Origin of the sequence: Streptomyces sp. NPDC005492 (assembly GCF_040605995.1) — a bacterium.
GTDB lineage: Bacteria > Actinomycetota > Actinomycetes > Streptomycetales > Streptomycetaceae > Streptomyces.
Map to the genome: position 1 here is coordinate 64,003 of NZ_JBEXDX010000016.1, position 15,491 is coordinate 79,493.

Genomic DNA, 15,491 nt, shown 5'->3' on the forward strand with positions numbered 1-15,491 from the left:
AGGGCCTGTCTTCAAGCGTCGGACGATCCCTTGAGGCACGGCTATGGGAGGAACTGATCCGGCTCCCAGCAGTACAACCGCCAATGGCCCGGCAACAGCGACGAGACCGGGTCTCCCTGATCATCTTCATGGAGCCACCGAAGAGTTGCGGGGATTGCCTGATCGGCCGGTTGATCGGCCAGATAGAGCTCGACCTCGACGAGACAGGAAGCCGGCGCGATGTGGTCGATGCCTACGAACGTGAAGGCTGACAGCCGCCGGTCCTCGTAGAGCATCCTCACTTCTCGGGGCATGGCGGCACCGTGCTTGTCGCGAATCGGTTGTGAGATCCATTGGGCCATCCGTCCGTAGTTACGCTGCGTCCAGGCCGTCAGGAACGCCTCGGTGGCTGAGGCGTTCCTGACCGAAGTCCGTGTCGTCCGCGCTGATGCGGCGCGGCTTCCAGGCGTCATTTGCCTGTTGACGCCTGCTGAGTTCCGACAGTGACTGCCATAGCTGCCTCATAGTCGGGCGGGACGGTGGCGGGATCTTCTCCTTGAGTGTGGCGTTGGCCCAGTCGACGACCGCGAACAGACGGTTCCAGGCTTTGGTTGCCACCACGATGTTGTCGTAGTTGAGGAGGCTGCCGTGGACGATGCCGTTGCGGTACAGCTCGTAGACAGGCTCGCCGTTGGTGGCGCTCTTGCCTTTGGTGAACGTCTTGTGCGCGTTGGCCAGGCCCATGTGATGCCCGACGACGCTGTCCCAGGCATGAAGGTCCTCGGCCTGCCGCGCATGCAGGCCCCTGCGTACGGTCTCGAATTCGTTGACGAAGCCGTCCATGACACTGAGCAGCAGGTGAATGCAGGCGTAGTAGCGGCCGGCCGCGTAGTCCTCGTGGGCTTGGACGATCAGGTGCCGCCGTCTGCGCAAGGCCGGGAGCTTGTTGATCATCCGCAGCCGCAAGGCGAGCGCATCGTAGTCGGCGTATAGGGCGATCAACGCCCGCTCCGAGTCTCGGGCCCGTCGTCGGACGTAAGCAGTTCGGCGATGTCGTCGACGGGGAGGTTCTCGTGGAAGATCCAATTCCTGGGACCCAGCACCTGATAGAACGTATCCACGGTCTCGCAAATGTGTTGCAACTGATGCTCGATGGCCGCAAGATCCGGGCGCTGATCGCGAGGAATCAGAAACCGAAGCGCACGAGCCTGCCGCAACTGCTGGCGTAGTTGGCGAACTGACAGCAGATCCAGTGCAGAGGCGTATCCGCTGGCGACACGCACCGTGCTGGGCGAGGCATTTGAATGCGCCGAACCTTTTCCCATCCCGTCAGGGTATGTACTGATGCGGCATGGGGCCACCAGATTATGGCGTTGGCGCAACGCCCGCCAGCGCACGGGGACTTCAGGGAATGAGGACGCTCTCGGGCAGGAACAGTTGTCGCACCGTCAGATCCAGGTCCTCCGGGGAGGCAGGGTCGACATCGCTGCGACGAGCGGCTGCCAAGCTGGCCCCGCTGACAAGGTCGGCCAGTTGCAGCGACGGGTGACTGGCGGACTGGCCACGCAGTAGTTCACCGGGCAGGGCCTGCCCGTCGCGGGGGTGCCACATGGTGGTCATGGCTGCGATCGCCTTGTCGAGGATGTCGAACTTCTCGTCCGTAAGGAGCCGCTGCTCGTCTGCCAGGATGTCGAGGCGCCCGAGACGCGAGCACGCGGAACTCAGCAATGCGGTAAGGGCAGGGATGATCGGATCCATAGCGTCATCGTCCAGATCTGCAAACTTGCTAGCTACGCCAGCAGCGGCCTTGCTGCGGTCTGCAGCGAACTCCTCGGCATGGCCGCGAGTGCGTTTTGCCAGAAGTTCAAAAACATCTGAGAGATGCCGTACGGACGGGTTCTTCTTGCGGCGCGAGTAGGACGCTGCCTCACGATAGATTCCGTAAAGTTCGTCGGTGCTCACTTTGTCGCCCCGGCGGTTCTTCTTGGAAAAGAACATCGCAGTAGTGGAGAGCAGCACTTCAAAGTGGTCAGCACCTACGGCTTTCGGTCCCCAAGTGGTGAGATCGATCGCGAGCTTCCTGCCGACCCCGTTGCTCACGATATCGATGCCGATGGAGTGGTAACGCTCTTCAATGAGAAGGTCGACCAGTTTCGCCACGATCATGTACCGCTTGTCAATGACGTAGAGCATGGTCCGGCCAGCCAGGGTGCCGGACGGGGACAGGAGGTCTGCGAGTATGTCGCGCCTCCAGGAGTCGCCAGGCTTGCTAAAGGATCGCTGGAACTTGATCTCCGGTGCCTGCACACGCGCTCGCGTGCGGATGTCCTGGAGGGTCTCGGCGGCTTCAGCATCATCGATGGCGATACCGCCGAGGACGAAGTAGCGGTGTTCGCGCCCATAGAGCTGATCCCCGTCAGTGCCGGCCTCATCAATGGCGAACCAGCGGCTGTGGCCGGGCTGGTCGCTGGTGGGGGTCGGATGGTTGCGGCGGCTATACCTCTCCCCCGACAGTCCAGTGCCGGCGTTGGAGATGCGCGTGGTCGGAGCTGACATGAGCGCAATGATCGGCGACGTGGACTGCATGAGCAACGTCTCGTACGGCAAGGCCGCCACCGCCTGATCGGCGCGGGGCGGCCTTCTACGGTTCGGTCAGACCTGGGCGCGGCGGTTCGAGAGGTCGAGGGCGGCGGTCGCGACCGTGAGGGCGGCGCAGAGGCCGATCACCTCGTGGATGGTAGGGCGGACCAGGTGCGGCCAGTCGTCCGGGGCGGCGGGCCAGGAGGCGAGATGGACCTCGGTGGTGGCCAGGCCCAGGTGGGCGATCACGTTCCAGCCTGCGAGGGCGGCTGGTTCCCAGTGCAGGCGAACGCGGCCGAGGGGGAGTCTCGGTGCTTCGGCAGGGAGCCAGGTGACGTCGAGTGGTCCGTCGGGGAGGGAGGACACGCGCTGGACCAACGCGCCGCGTACTCCACTCGGTATGGGTTGTACGGCGAGGCGGTGCAGCGGAAGGAGATGCGAAGGGCGGGATTGCGACGGGATAGAAGCCTCCAGGGTGTGGCGGTGGGCCCGGTCAGGCCCAGGCGAGGGCATCGCTGACCGCCACCGGGAGGTAGTCCTCCTGGCCGTCGTCGGCGATGAACGCCTTGCCGTCCCGGACGACGACCTCGACTCCCACGTAGTGGGTGAAGGGGAAGTCGGGGTTGATGGCGAGGCGGATCGGCAGGTTGGGATCTAGGTTCTGGAGCTGGCGGAGCAGGTGGCCGACGGTCAGGTAGTGGGGCACGGAACCTCCGGGAGCGGTACGGGGTGGCAGGGCGGCGCTGGTGATGGTTTGTCAGGAACCGTCGAGGCGAAGCAGATCGCGAAGGACCTTCGGGCCCTGGGTGTGGCTGGAGAGGTGTCGCCTGCGGCTCTCGTTGACGTAGCCCTTGCCGGGCTGCTTCATCTCCCACTCGCCGCACAAGCAGATGGACTGCGTGTACGCGCGGCCGGGGCAGTCGGGGTGGAGCGGCTTGCCGGAGCTAGTGTGTTTGTCGTCCGCCGGGCAGAGAGAGCCGTCGGCGTGGTGGTTGGTGAGCGGAGCACGGTGTGCCAAGGGAGCCTTCGGAGACTGTGGTTGGTAGCGCGGTCAGTGGCTGGGGGGTGGCGATGAGCGCGGTGAGGAAAGCGGCAATGGCCTCGGAGGGGGTGTGGAGGCCGAACTCCTGGACCCACGGCTCGCCTTCGGCGGGCTGTACCTGGACCTGCCAGACGATGCCGCGCTTCCAGGCGGTGGGGTCTTCGGGGGAGCCAGCCGACGTAGACGCGGTCGTCGGGGCTCGTCGCGTGGACGTTGGCTTGCGGGGTGTCGACGACGGTCCAGCCGAGGCTGTGGAGGAGTTCGAGCACCGGGTCCGCGCAATGGTCGGAGGAGAGCCAGCAGCGTTCTTCCACGGCAGGGCGGACGACAGCGGGCAGGTGGGTGGCGGAGGCGGTCACGGTTGGACGATCCCTTCGCTGATCTGCGGTTTTTCCAGCACCCGTACGTTGACATGCGGTATGGCGAAGCGCGTAGTCGTTTCCCGGGGTGCGACGTCTGCCGTGGGCGAACTGGCAGCCGCCAGCAGTTGGCCGGTGACCCGGGAATGGATCAACGCACGCAGTTGTCGTACGTGGGTTGCGGCGACGGGTCGCGCGGAACGAGGGGGAGCAGGGGTGGCGAGCAGACACTGGGACGGCGCCGAGCTGGAGCGCAAGGTCCGTGCTGCGGGGAGGCCGTGGACGGTGGGCGACATCGTGATGGTCGCCGACGGGCAGTGGGCTGTCGGCGCGCAGTCCGACGGACGGCCGGACGAGGGCGGGGAGTTGGAGGACCGGATCGCGGACGGGCGTCGCGTCGAGTTGACGTTGGAGGAGCTGGCCCGCGTGGTGGGCTCCCGTATGTGGGATGCCCACCGTGACGAGGACGGCGCCTGACCGATCAGCGGTGCGGCCTCAGTCCGGCCACCGACGGGCCGACAACGGCTGAAGGCGCGGGTTGATCGGGCGACTGGCCCAGGGCGCGTAGAGCGTGCGCGGAGCGGGCGACAGCGGCCTGGGCCAGGCGGACTGCTGGAGCCCGGTCTGCGGTCGCGGCGGCTCCACGCGCTTCGATCACGTGGCTGATGGCCTGCAGGGACGTACGGCTCTCCGCTTGGGCGACGCGAAGGTCCGCCGCCGTGCTGGTGATCCGTTCCAGCTCGTAGAAGGCCGGCACGTGGCCGGGCCGGGTAAGGGTGTGCAGACGGTCCTGGTGCACGGCCACGGCGTTGTCGGTGATGACCAGGGCCGAGCGGATGTGCATGGCCGAGCGTAGGAGAGGGTCGTTGTTGGGGCGGCGGACCGCGAGGGCTTCGAGGTCTTCGATGGGGCGGCCCCAGGCTTTCTCGATCATGGCGGTCGCTTGGTCGAGCGCGGTGGCGTCGGGCATGGCGGAACTCCCGGCATTCGGGGGTGTTGTTGCGGTCAGAGGTGGCCTCGGAGCCCTGACGATCAGCGGCTGTGGCGCTGGGCGGGCGAGATGGTCGGCGGCAGGGCCCCGGGCCTGTGCGCGGACTTGCTCGACCGGATCTGGGCCGAAGTCGCCGTGCGGCTGCGGGCGGCCATGATCCGGAGGTCGGCGGCTGTCTGCTGGGTGCGTGCGGCGCGGTGGACGGCCTGGGCGACAGCGGTACGGCGCACGTCGAGTGGGGTCGGGGCGCGAGAGATCTGGGGGACGGTCGGGCCGACGGGGGTGAGCGTGACCAAGTGCTGGACCTCGCGGGCGAGTTGGTGCCTCTCGCGGATCACCGGTGCTGGATCGGTCATGGCGGCTGCTGTCGCGGCGATCAGGTGGGACGGGGTGCGGGCGGTGAAGACCGCCTCCGCACGTGTGCCCCAGCCTGGTGGACCGGCCCACAGCGTGACGGTTTCGTCGTCCCAGGCGGAGAGGCGGTTGTCGATCAGGACGCCTGCCTGCCCGTCGGGGGCGACGATCTCGACGGTGCCGCGCTCGGCTGCCTCACGACGCCAGCCGGCTTCGGTCAGCGGTCGGACGGCGTCGGCCCAGTACAACGACGGGCTCGCCAGAAAACGTCCGTTGCCCTCGTAGGCGTCGGCTTCGGCGTAGTCGTGAGCCAGGGCGCTGGTGAGACCGGCGACGATCTCGGCCGGGGTGACATGGTTGAAGGTTGCCGTCCAGCGGGTTGCGGAGGCTGCCTCCTGGGATGCGGTGATCTTCCACAGCTCGAAGTCGTCGCCGAACCAGCCGATACGGATCCTTTGGTCGGGCGAGGTGACGAGGAGCTGGCAGGGGCCCTCGTCGAGATGGTGATGTGGCCAGTGAGCGACGGGGGCGAAGCCGGTTTCTCCGGACCCGTTGGAGCCGGCCAGGTACCTGGGGCTGACCAGTACGTTTTCGAAGTGGTTCTGGTCGTAGGGAAGTTGGGGGCTCATCGTCGGGGCTCCGGGGCGTGGGAGGGCAACGCGCCCGCATGCGCAGGGGGTTGGCCTGCCCGACTGCATGCGGGTGCCGTGGCAACGGGGGAGAAGCGGCAGACTCTCAGCGTCAACTGGATCACCGGCTTCGGAAGGGTGCCGAGCGGGTGGCGACGGCTGCTGGCACGTGCGGCTGCGGTGCGTGACTGAACAGGGCATTGGGCACTGCGGAGCTCCGGCGCAGGGCCGCCGCGGTTCGGATGCCGTCTGCCCCCAGCGGGACATCTGCGTGGGTCCGGGCGGCAGTCGTTACGGGGGCCGCGGGTGCTGAGTTCCTCCACGCGGAGATGGGGTCGCTCCAGTACTCGACGGCCCCGTAGACAGGGCCCAGCGCCCGCCCGGCATCGGTCAGGACGTACGGGTCACCGTGGCGCGGACCAGTGCGGGCGACCAACCCGTCGACCTGAAGCCGGTTGAGTCGGTTCCGGGTGTAGCCGTTGTCCAGGCCGGTCTCCTCGGCGATGTGGCCGAACCGCATGGGTTCGTTCGCGTCGAGGAGCTGGATCACGGTGGTCGAATGGCGAAGGCAGAGACGCTGTACGGCGTTCTCGACGCGTTCGGCGCCGGCCACGTTGCCGAGTGGCAGATGGGTCTGGGACCAGTTCGACAGGGCCTCGTGGACCGAGGAGAGCGAATCGCCGAATGTGCTCAGCTGGTAAGGAGCACCGCGGTGGTGGCCGACTCGGACGACCAGCCCATCAGCGTGCATTTGGGCCAGCCGCTTACTGACGAACGTCTCGCTGATGAAGGGGAGTTGGGCGGCGATCTCACCAACACGCATGGGACGGCCCTGCTGGGCCAGGGTCTGCGCCGACCAGGTCGTCCACCTTGGCGCTATCAGGGACAGCGCGTCCTCGACGTGCTGGGCATCGATCAAACCGATCGAGAAGACGGAGGGCTGTACGGGGATCGACATCGGGGATGTTCTTTCTGGGGGAATCAGCGGGAGCGGGAAGGCTTCGTGGCCGCGTCTGTGGTGCGTACGACAGACGGGTCGGCGGCGCCGGGGAGCGCTGTGGTGTTGCTGCGGTTGAGTGCGGCGGATACGCGCGGCGTGGCTGTACGTGCGTCTCGAAGGGCCGCCTCGCCTTTCGGCGTGAGCGAGAGGAGCTGTCCCGGCCGGTACAGTCCCTCGCTGGTGTCCCGGTCCATCAGCCCGTCGGCGATGAGTCGTTGGACGGTCTCGGGCCAGACCCTGTCGGCGGGGCGCTCGCCGCGCGCGTCGGAGAGGGAGATGTAGCCGTAGACCCCGCTCTGGTGGAACCGCAGTCCGCCGGCCTCGACGGATTCCAGGGCCCTGAGTCGGAGATCAGCGGACACAGCCCAGTCGTCGTCGCGGCCGGAGACCTGTCCGTTGTCCAGGTCGCGGGCCTCCGCATCCGCGGGCGGAGCAGCGTCCGGCTCGGGGAGGAGACGGCGGTACGCGAAGATCGACTGGGTGAGTCGCTCGTAGGCCGCGTTCTGCGCCGAGACGAGCCGGCCGATCTGCTCGACGGCAGACCGCAGCGGCGTGTACGAGCCTGGTGAACCGTTGAATTCGCCTCGACCGACGGATTCGAGCACTCCGAGAGCGGCCTGGGTCGCGCGTGTCACTCGGCCGTGCAGTTCGTCGAGTTCGTGGGCAGCCCCGATGACGAGCGTCGAGGCGCGGTACAGCGGATCATTCGGTCGGTAGGCGATGTTGAGGGTCCAGGGGTCCTCGACGCCGAGCAACTCGGCGGCGAGGTGGGCGCCCGGCTGCTCGGTCGCGTCGTGGGGGTTCATTCGGCGGCCTCCATCCGGGCGAGCAGCGAACGGACCAGGGTGGGCAGGCTGTCAGGGCCGTCGCCGATCCGGACGTGGTCGGTCGCCTCGCCGAGGACGTACGAGGCGTCGTCGAGGAGACCGCTGGAGATCTCCATGCAGGCATCGGTGATCCGGGAGGCCGCGAGCAGGGACTCGGAGAGCACCTCGACGTAGTCGCCCGGCGGTAGACCCGCGGCCTCGGCCGCGGTGTGGATCGCCGCCAACTCCACTCGACTGAAGGCGAGTTCGGACTCGCCGTCCCTCGCCACGTCAGCGGGCGCGGGAGAGGCCGGGGCCGGCGGATGCGTGGGGATGCCCACGTGGGTGCAGATCTGGTCGACCGAGGTGGTCAGTTCGGCGAGGGACTCGGTGAGCCACCCCAGCGCGGAGGCGTAGGAGGCGAGAGTGAAGAGCCCTGCGGGCGTGGTGGGGAGTGGCTCTTCGGCCACGAAGCCTTCGAGCCGGTCGTTCAGTTCGCAGACCACCTGAGGTCCGGCGGACAGCGCACCCAGCACGGGGTGCAGGTAGGAGCGGCTGATGGCCGTCGGGTACTCAGTGGTGAGGATCCCGGAGACACTCTGCGCGGCATCGGTGAGGAGATCTGCCAGTTCGCTGCGGGCCATGGGGGCGCGGTTGGCGGTCATCGTTGGTGAGCCTTTCGGGAAGCGGAGACAGCAGGCTGAGCTGCCGTTGGGGGAGCTGCCGCGACTGCCGTCGGCTGGTTGACCGGACGGGGAGAGCGGGACCGGGCGGCCTGGACGCGCGCCTCAGTGACGCGTGCTGTCTCGGTGTCCTGTCGAGGACCGGTGCGGAGATGGGCAGTGCGGTAGACCTCGTAGTCCTGCCGGCTGCCGGCGGCGACGAGATAGATCTCGCGTTTGTGGCTCGACGTGGGCGGTGCCGGGCGGAACTGGATCACCATCCGGTAGGAGACGGACGGGTCGACGTAGACCTTGTGGAAGCCTGCGAGGCGGCCCTTCAGCGGTAGGCAGTCGTCGCTTCCGTGGACCAGGTTCTGCAATTCGAGGAGCGCCAAGTCCCTTATCTCGCCAGGGAGTTCGCGCAGGTCCGCAATGGCGTCCGGATGTGCGGCGAAGGCGAAGCGGGCGCGGCTCACATCGGCCGCCGCGGGGACGGCTGCCGGGCCGTTTGTACCGACGGCGCGGGGCGGGCATCGAGGCCGGCCTTCGGGAGCGCGCGGACACCAGCCGACCGGGTGAGGGCAACGCCGGCTCGGAGGGCAGCGGCCTCGTCGCGGTATGCCGGCGGCTGTGGCAGCGGGCTGCTGCGGTCCTCCAGCCAGTCGCGGGCGGTGTCCTCGTCGGCGAAGGCGCCCTCGCGCATCGTGTACTTGTGGGCTTCTGGGTCCCCCTCTTCGAGGAAGACCCGAATCGGTGCCTGGTCGGTGCTCGAGTCCCGGGTCAGCGTCCACGTCTCACACGGGTCGAAGTCCGAGGTCTGGCTGGCGAGGACCTCGTAGCGAGCGCCCGACTCCCGGATCTGCTGCTCGATCCGGACGGTGAGGTCGTCGACGGGCCGCATGAAGTTCCCGTCAACCTGAGCGATCGGCTCGGGTGGGCAGCCACGTTCGATCAGCCAGTTCTGCGCGAAGGCCACCGTGGCGTGATAGGTCGACTCGAAGGTGAACGTGTTCAGGCTGAGATCCTGCGCGACCACGATCGCCACGACCTGCGGATCGCCCGGAACACCCCAGGTCATGGATCGGTCGTGGGCGACGACGAAGCTGTGCGAGCCGTGAGGAGCGGTGTGGTGCTTGGCCATGACCGTCAAGTCGCCGGGCCAAAACGCTTCCTCCGCGCGCTCGGAGGCCGCGTCGGCGGGCACGAAGTCACCGAGACGGAAGTCGAGTTCGTCAGCCGTTGGGTCGCCGGGCCAAAACCCCTGCCCCGCGTTCGCGGATTCCGCGTCGTCGGGCTCGAAGCCGTAGGGGCCGAAGGCGGGTTCGTTGGTCATGCCGCCAGTCCCAGTTCCTCGGGCGCAGGGGTGGTCAGCACTCGGTGGTTGGGCCGGGTCGGGCTCGTCGTGCACGCGGCGAACGGGCCGTCGGGAGCCCGGAGATGGACCAGCGTCTGGTCCAGGTGATCGCGGTGCCACGTCGAAGGACCGGACAGGCCGGCCTCGGCGTCGGTGAGTTGCTGCCACGCGAGCCAGAGGGCGTGCAGCCGGGCGATGGCCTCGGGATGTTCGTGCCACTGCGCACACCATGGCCGGGTCGTGCTGATTTCCCGACCGTACACCGGGAGGAAGAGGTAGTTCACCCAGTCGCTGAGGGCGGCGAGTTCGACGGTGTACGCCTCGCCGCCCAGGGCGAGGATGAACACCGAGGCGGGGCCGTCCACTTGCGCGGAGTCGACAGCCTCTGCCCCCGGAGTGCCATCCTCCGGCCGAGGCGCCGCGGGTAGGGGAGCGGGCTCTGAGCCGAGGCGGTCGAGGATGACGCCGTGCTGCCTGACCTCGGCCATGGTCTTGGCGAGGGTGCTGGCGAGGTCGTCGAGATCCTCGTCGGGGACGCGGAACGGCTCCGGGTCGGGGGTGGTCTTGCTGGTGTCGGACATGGGGGCGTGCTCCATCTGTGGGACGGCGACATGCCGAAGAGGGTCCGCAGAAACCGCGATTTGGTGCGGCCGGGAAATCCCGGTAGGGCGGCGCTATGCCGTCGTGCAGCGAAGGCAACGGGGGAAGGGCGGGGCCAGCAACTGCATTGCCCTGGTGGCCTGTTGAGGAACGACGCCGTTGCCGAGTGCGGTGAGCTGAGCCGGTCGTCCGAGCCCTGGTGTGGCGGTGACCCAGCCGGGCTCCAGGCCCTGCATCCACTCCACGAAGTCGGCACGGAGTCGTCCGGCCGCGTCGGTGGGCGGCGGCGCGGGACGGGTGAGCGTCTCCCATCGGGTGATGGCGGCTGCGTACGCTCCCCATCGCCCGTCGCTTCCTCGGATTCCGGGGGCGTCTCGGCCCACAACGGCAGAGCTACCGCCGACAGGGGCGCGCCCGAGCCCTTGCCCGGACGGCGGCCCCGGGTGCCGGTGCCGTTTGACCTCCGGGCGGGGAGCAGCGATGCTGCCGCGCTCGGCAGGGTCATGTCCCCGTTGCCGTGCCGTTGGTTCGGCGAGCCCTTGATCCCGTCCGATGCCTTCGGGGTGGGCAGGAGCCACTCCACCTCGTCGGCCAGGTTCGGGCCGTGGCTCCCGCTCTTCCTCTTCGAGGGGTGCTGAGAGCCGCCGTTCTTGCCGATGTTGCTGGTCGGCGTCTTGAACAGGGTGTTCGGCGGGCCAAGCGGTGAGGAAGGTCCGCTCGCGGCGGTGCGGTGCTCCGATGTCGGAGGCGCGAAGTACGAGCCACCGCGCGTCGTACCTGAGGTCGGCCAGGGATCCGAGTACGGCACCAAGTGCCCGCAGAGGAGGCTGGGTTGGGTCGTCTCCCAGACACCACGGGCAGGATTCCACGTCGCCAGGGGAGCCAGCGGGCGATGTGAGGAGGCCGCGGACATTTTCGATCACCACCAGGCAGGGGCGGAGGGCTTCGACCGCACGGGCGACGTGCAGCCACAGCCCCGAGCGGGTATGGGCGTTGAGTCCGGCCCGGCGGCCGGCGACCGAGACGTCTTTGACAGGGGAAGCCGGCCGTCAGGACGCACACCCGGGGGACGGTGGACCAGTCGACGGTCGTGATGTCGCCGAGGTTGGGCACGGTGGGCCAGTGCCGGGCCAGGATGCGCTCAGCGTCCGGATTGACCTCTGCATGCCAGGCCAGCGTGCCGCCGAGGGCGGACTGCACCCCGAGGTCCAGTCCGCCGTATCCCGAGCAGAGCGAGCCGATCATCGGCGAGCGCGTGATGGTGTTCTGCATGTCACCGGCTCCGCGTTGTTCGGGCCGGGGCAATTGCTACGGCCGGGCCATCAGCGGGAGGTGGAGCGGGAGTTGCGGCCGTAGACCGGTGGCGGGCGGCCTGGAGCCGCACGGCCGGAGGCGAAACCATCGCCGATGCGGCGCGAAGGGCGTCAGCGGCTTCGCCTAGCGCCGTGTCCGCCACACCGAGTGCGTCGTCCATCACCCGTGCCGCTGCTTCCCGGGCATCCCGGGCGTCGGGCTGGTTGCGGAGGTGCTCGGTCTGGTGCAGGAAGGAGAGCTGGTGGGCTACTGCTCCGAGAGCGGATGCCGCTTCGCCGGCAGGCTGCACGGCGGCGGCGAAGCTGGTGATGACCCGCGCAGCGTGGGCCTCTTGGTCCTGGGTGGCAGCCCGGAAGAGGATCTCGTCGCCCAAGTCGGTTATCAGTTGGCCGAGTTCGGAGATCTGTTTGGCGACGACGACGCTGTCGGGTGAACGGTGAAGGTCTCCGGGGCCTGGCAGTTTCCTGCGCTGGGCGTCGAAGACTGAGGCCGTGGCACGCAGAGTCAGAGCGTCGGAGAGGGGGGTGTTGTTCACGGTGAATTCCATTGGAGGGGACGAGCGATGGGCTGAGGGGGTTAGTTGTGGCCGCGTGAGGGCGGTCGCGCGGCGGTCGGGATGGGCGTTGAACCGGGGCGTGCCGAGGGCGGCGGCGCTGCCCGCGGTGTGCTGCGGGAGAGAGCGGCGCGCACCTGCGCAGGCGGCGACTCGTTCGGTGCGAGAGCGAGGGTCGGCGACCTCGGGGCGGGGCGGCCGTTCGCGGTCTGCCAGCGGGTACGCACGTCGTCGAGCGGGCCGAGCGCGTGCAGGGCGTGGTTGATGAGCCGCCCGGGGGCCAGCGTCTCGTTCTCCGCCAACGACCGGACGGCGCGCGCGGAGGTGGCGGCGGTGCGGGTGACCGAGGAGCGTATGACCTGTTCGCCGAGCCACTCGGCGCTGCCCGCGCCCACGCCGTCGCAGATGGCGGTGAGTTGGTCGCCGGTCAGCGTGCTGTCGGCCAGGAGCCCGCGCTGCTGGGCTTCCCAGAGCAGGGTGATCCGGTCGATGGGTTCGCCCCGGTGGTGCAGCGCGCCGAGACAGCGGTAGAGCTGTCCGTGGGCCGGGTCGGCGAAGTCGCCCGGCCGCAGCCAGCCGACGACCTCGTCCATGGCCCCCGGCCGCTCAACAAGGACGGCCAGGAGGAACCGCTCGTCCTCGGCGACCTGGTTGGCCCGGACCGGCAGCGGGATGACGGTGGTGGTGGAGGGCGGGGGAGTTGGCGCGACGGGGCGCGGTTCGGTGCCCCAACGCCGTGCGAGATCGTTGAGGACGCCGGTCAGCACATCCGCGTAGTGCAGGGCTCCCTCGACCTCGCCCTGTAGGGCGTCGGCACGGGCCGCTTGGTGGAGGCGGATCGCGTGTTCCGTGATGCTGCGGTGGATCGCTCCCTCCAGCACCATGCGGCCGTAGACCGGGGCGTGTTCGGAGCGAGGGCAGGACGAGATCAGGATATGGGGGTATGAGGCGGTCAGTCCCCGGACGCGGCGGCTGGCCTCGTCGACCGCGTCGGTCACCCAGGACAGCGGCGGTACGGATGTCTCGGCGGCCAACGCGGGGTGGCCGTCGTTTCGCAGTTTGCGCAGGGCGGCGAACAGCGCCCGGTGGACCGGCCGGTAGAAGTGATCCGGCGCGAGCCAGTCGAGATGCGCGAGCTGGCCGGGGTCGAGCAGAACCGATCCGAGCACGGCCTGCTCGGCACTCAGCAGCGGGTTCATCGCTCACCCCCAGCGCGGGAAGCGGGGGTCCCGCTTTGTCGGACACGGAGGTCGGCGACCGCCTGATCGGCAGCCGTCATCGCCTGAGCGAAGCCGTCCAGCATGCTGGTGAACGCGGGATCGGTGGCGAGAATCGAGCCGGCCCCGCTGACCAACTGCCACTGGCCGTCGCGCCGAACGGCCGGCGAGCGTACGAGCTGTCCGAGGCGCGGCGTGGGCGCGCTCATGCCGATAGCCCGAAGTCGTCGGGGCCGAGAGACTTCGCGAGTGCCCGTTCCGTGATGGCCTTCGTCGCGCGGGCCGCGGCCGGGCCGACGGTCTTGGCGGAGGGCTCCTTGTACCAGGGCCGTAGGTCGAGCATGGCGACCCGGATGCCGGTGGCCAGGAGCAGTGCCTTGCCCTTGGGGAGCGCGCGGATCGCGTCCGGGGGCAGGATGCGCTCGGTGCGCATGCTGACCGAGGTGGACTTGCCGCTCTCGCTGGTGGATACCGAGGTGGTCTGGACGTCGTGGTCGCCGACCTGCCTGCTGAGGCGGTCGGCGAAGTCGGCGTCGTCGATGCCCGAGCCGATGATCTTGATGGTGGCGGCGGACCAGAGGGCGTCCATGCCGGCCTCGCCCCAGCAACGCTGGCCCTGCCGGTAGGACTGCAGGATCGTCATCGGGATGACGCCACGGCTGCCCAAGTGGCTGTACAGGTCGGGGAGATCGGAGATCTTGCAGACGTTCGCGGCCTCGTCGAGGACGCACAGGGCGGGCGGGTCGAGCCGTCCGCCGGAGCGCTCGGCGACGATCACGGCCGCGCGCATCACGGCGTCGGCTGCTGCCGCGATGATCGCGCTCGCGCTGCCGCCACCGTCCTTGCTCAGCAGGTACAGCGTGTCGCGGGAGGTGGCGAACGTGAACGGCTTGAACTCGGGGAGTTCCTTGCTGGGCGTGACCCAGGCCGCGACGTCCGGGTCGAGCAGGCAACTCGCGTACTGGCGCGCGGTCTCGTAGATGCCGTCCCGCGTCTCGGTGGCTCCGCTGACGGTGCCCTGGAGCTGGGCGGCGACCGCGTCGTGGCCGGCGTCGGTGAGCAGGTCGACGGGGGTCCGGTCGGCGGGGGAGGCGAGCCAGGCCAGGACGTCGGTGATAGGTCGCCGGTGGCTGGCAGCTGCGAGGAACAGTGCGCCGAGGGTGTTGCTGGCGGCGGTGGACCAGAAGTCGGAGCCGTTGGACTCGTCCACGCTGGCGGCGACGAAGTGTCCGGCAAGGCGTTTCGCTCCGGCCAGGTCGCGGGCGTCGGCCAGAATGTCCCACCACATCTCGCGCGGGTGGTGGGCGATCTGCTGAGGGTCGAGGGCCCAGATCGTGCCGACCTCGGCGCGGGCGTCCACGGTCGCGGTGAAGGCGTCGTTCGCCGCCTTGTTGGAGGTCAGCAACACCGGGCCAGGAGCCGCGAGGATCGCGGGGATCGCCAGTCCGGAGGTCTTCCCGCTGCGCGGGGCCATGATCGCGACGATCACGTCCTCCCAGGACGCGCGGACCTCGGCCCGCCCCGGGGAGAGGGCGCCGAGCAGGATGCCGCGGTCAGCAGGCGCGACCTCTTTTACACTCCTGGCCGTTCAGCGACGGCCGCAGGCTCCTGGCCTTGGCCGTGATCTGCTTGTCCAGCAGCGGGGCGAGGTCGGCCTTCCGGGCGAGGCCGCTCTTCGCGCCACCGCACACCCGCATCCACAGCGCCAGAGCGAGGACGGTGAGGCAGAGGGACAGCAGGCCGGGGATGATCCGCGCGCCGATCAGCAGGGCGGTGGGACTGAGGTGTGGCCACAGAATCTCGGGATGAAGCAGCGCGTCGGTGGCACTGAACGGGCCCCAAGGGCCGCTGCCAAAAAGGGAGTTGGCGAGATTGCCGGATAGCCACGCCAGCGAACCGAAGGCGAGCGCGATGCCGAGTATGCCGAAGAGGAAGTAGAGGAGCGCGTCCGACCCTGTAGTGGTCGAGGGTGCGCTGGTACGGGGTGAGGGCACGGTTGGTCCTGGGGATGAGCGCAGGTGAGTGATGGGGCGGGGCACGCGGCGCTCTTC

At 68.8% G+C, this 15,491-nt stretch carries 20 protein-coding genes and 2 pseudogenes; 2 read left to right on the top strand and 20 right to left on the bottom strand.

Features of this window, described 5'->3' with window-relative positions:
• Positions 1 to 41 precede the first annotated feature (41 nt).
• The 8 genes from ABZT04_RS22420 to ABZT04_RS22455 form a co-directional block, all read right to left on the bottom strand.
• Entirely contained in the window at positions 42 to 275 is a 234-nt protein-coding gene (locus tag ABZT04_RS22420) for a hypothetical protein (protein ID WP_356058650.1), read from the bottom strand.
• Between the two features lie 76 nt (positions 276 to 351).
• On the bottom strand, positions 352 to 981 hold the full coding sequence (locus ABZT04_RS22425) for a hypothetical protein (RefSeq protein ID WP_356058652.1): 630 nt from the start codon (positions 979 to 981) through the stop codon (positions 352 to 354).
• The gene (locus ABZT04_RS22430) at positions 978 to 1,304 is read right to left on the bottom strand and encodes a hypothetical protein (protein ID WP_356058653.1); all 327 of its coding nucleotides are present in this window, start codon (positions 1,302 to 1,304) and stop codon (positions 978 to 980) included. Before ABZT04_RS22430 ends, ABZT04_RS22425 begins: the two co-directional genes overlap by 4 nt.
• 79 nt (positions 1,305 to 1,383) lie before the next feature.
• Positions 1,384 to 2,535 carry a DUF3800 domain-containing protein gene (locus ABZT04_RS22435; protein WP_356058655.1) on the bottom strand — a complete coding sequence of 384 codons (1,152 nt, stop codon included), beginning with the start codon at positions 2,533 to 2,535 and terminating at the stop codon, positions 1,384 to 1,386.
• A 96-nt stretch (positions 2,536 to 2,631) separates the two neighbouring features.
• Positions 2,632 to 2,937 carry an esterase gene (locus ABZT04_RS22440; protein ID WP_356058656.1) on the bottom strand — a complete coding sequence of 102 codons (306 nt, stop codon included), beginning with the start codon at positions 2,935 to 2,937 and terminating at the stop codon, positions 2,632 to 2,634.
• A gap of 115 nt (positions 2,938 to 3,052) precedes the next feature.
• Entirely contained in the window at positions 3,053 to 3,265 is a 213-nt protein-coding gene (locus ABZT04_RS22445; protein ID WP_329348930.1) for a hypothetical protein, read from the bottom strand.
• Positions 3,266 to 3,316: 51 nt separating this feature from the next.
• Complete coding sequence (locus ABZT04_RS22450; protein WP_356058658.1) at positions 3,317 to 3,577, bottom strand: hypothetical protein; 261 nt, start codon at positions 3,575 to 3,577, stop codon at positions 3,317 to 3,319.
• The gene (locus ABZT04_RS22455) at positions 3,504 to 3,932 is read right to left on the bottom strand and encodes a DUF317 domain-containing protein (protein ID WP_356058782.1); all 429 of its coding nucleotides are present in this window, start codon (positions 3,930 to 3,932) and stop codon (positions 3,504 to 3,506) included. Before ABZT04_RS22455 ends, ABZT04_RS22450 begins: the two co-directional genes overlap by 74 nt.
• Positions 3,933 to 4,176: 244 nt before the next feature.
• Here ABZT04_RS22455 and ABZT04_RS22460 point away from each other — a divergent pair, with 244 nt between their 5' ends.
• Positions 4,177 to 4,437: a hypothetical protein gene (locus tag ABZT04_RS22460; protein WP_356058660.1), complete on the top strand. Its 261-nt coding sequence runs from the start codon at positions 4,177 to 4,179 to the stop codon at positions 4,435 to 4,437.
• 4 nt (positions 4,438 to 4,441) lie between these two features.
• On the opposite strand, the gene ABZT04_RS22465 is transcribed toward ABZT04_RS22460, so the two are convergent.
• The 10 genes and pseudogenes from ABZT04_RS22465 to ABZT04_RS22510 form a co-directional block, all read right to left on the bottom strand.
• A complete protein-coding gene (locus ABZT04_RS22465; protein ID WP_356058662.1) occupies positions 4,442 to 4,930 on the bottom strand; it encodes a hypothetical protein in 489 nt (162 codons plus the stop codon).
• Between the two features lie 62 nt (positions 4,931 to 4,992).
• The gene (locus ABZT04_RS22470; protein WP_356058663.1) at positions 4,993 to 5,934 is read right to left on the bottom strand and encodes a DUF317 domain-containing protein; all 942 of its coding nucleotides are present in this window, start codon (positions 5,932 to 5,934) and stop codon (positions 4,993 to 4,995) included.
• Positions 5,935 to 6,055: 121 nt separating this feature from the next.
• Positions 6,056 to 6,892 (bottom strand): winged helix-turn-helix transcriptional regulator, encoded by an 837-nt coding sequence (locus ABZT04_RS22475; RefSeq protein WP_356058665.1) that lies wholly within the window; start codon positions 6,890 to 6,892, stop codon positions 6,056 to 6,058.
• 23 nt (positions 6,893 to 6,915) lie between these two features.
• Positions 6,916 to 7,740 carry a large ATP-binding protein gene (locus ABZT04_RS22480; protein ID WP_356058666.1) on the bottom strand — a complete coding sequence of 275 codons (825 nt, stop codon included), beginning with the start codon at positions 7,738 to 7,740 and terminating at the stop codon, positions 6,916 to 6,918.
• A complete protein-coding gene (locus tag ABZT04_RS22485) occupies positions 7,737 to 8,405 on the bottom strand; it encodes a hypothetical protein (protein WP_356058668.1) in 669 nt (222 codons plus the stop codon). The genes ABZT04_RS22480 and ABZT04_RS22485 overlap by 4 nt, the downstream gene beginning before the upstream one ends.
• Positions 8,402 to 8,878 carry a hypothetical protein gene (locus ABZT04_RS22490; RefSeq protein ID WP_356058670.1) on the bottom strand — a complete coding sequence of 159 codons (477 nt, stop codon included), beginning with the start codon at positions 8,876 to 8,878 and terminating at the stop codon, positions 8,402 to 8,404. The genes ABZT04_RS22485 and ABZT04_RS22490 overlap by 4 nt, the downstream gene beginning before the upstream one ends.
• Positions 8,875 to 9,735 carry a glycosyl hydrolase gene (locus tag ABZT04_RS22495; protein ID WP_356058671.1) on the bottom strand — a complete coding sequence of 287 codons (861 nt, stop codon included), beginning with the start codon at positions 9,733 to 9,735 and terminating at the stop codon, positions 8,875 to 8,877. The genes ABZT04_RS22490 and ABZT04_RS22495 overlap by 4 nt, the downstream gene beginning before the upstream one ends.
• On the bottom strand, positions 9,732 to 10,337 hold the full coding sequence (locus ABZT04_RS22500) for a DUF4913 domain-containing protein (protein ID WP_356058673.1): 606 nt from the start codon (positions 10,335 to 10,337) through the stop codon (positions 9,732 to 9,734). Before ABZT04_RS22500 ends, ABZT04_RS22495 begins: the two co-directional genes overlap by 4 nt.
• A gap of 93 nt (positions 10,338 to 10,430) precedes the next feature.
• Positions 10,431 to 11,330 (bottom strand): DNA cytosine methyltransferase, encoded by a 900-nt coding sequence (locus tag ABZT04_RS22505; protein ID WP_356058783.1) that lies wholly within the window; start codon positions 11,328 to 11,330, stop codon positions 10,431 to 10,433.
• Between the two features lie 115 nt (positions 11,331 to 11,445).
• Positions 11,446 to 11,628 (bottom strand): annotated as a pseudogene (locus ABZT04_RS22510) (hypothetical protein); the annotation flags it as partial.
• Positions 11,629 to 11,893: 265 nt separating this feature from the next.
• Here ABZT04_RS22510 and ABZT04_RS22515 point away from each other — a divergent pair.
• Positions 11,894 to 12,103: a hypothetical protein gene (locus ABZT04_RS22515; protein WP_356058674.1), complete on the top strand. Its 210-nt coding sequence runs from the start codon at positions 11,894 to 11,896 to the stop codon at positions 12,101 to 12,103.
• A gap of 143 nt (positions 12,104 to 12,246) precedes the next feature.
• Here ABZT04_RS22515 and ABZT04_RS22520 read toward each other — a convergent pair whose 3' ends face one another.
• Both ABZT04_RS22520 and ABZT04_RS22525 read right to left on the bottom strand, forming a co-directional pair.
• Complete coding sequence (locus ABZT04_RS22520) at positions 12,247 to 13,422, bottom strand: DnaB-like helicase N-terminal domain-containing protein (RefSeq protein WP_356058676.1); 1,176 nt, start codon at positions 13,420 to 13,422, stop codon at positions 12,247 to 12,249.
• A gap of 223 nt (positions 13,423 to 13,645) precedes the next feature.
• Positions 13,646 to 15,434: pseudogene (locus ABZT04_RS22525) on the bottom strand (TraM recognition domain-containing protein).
• Between the last annotated feature and the right edge of the window lie 57 nt (positions 15,435 to 15,491).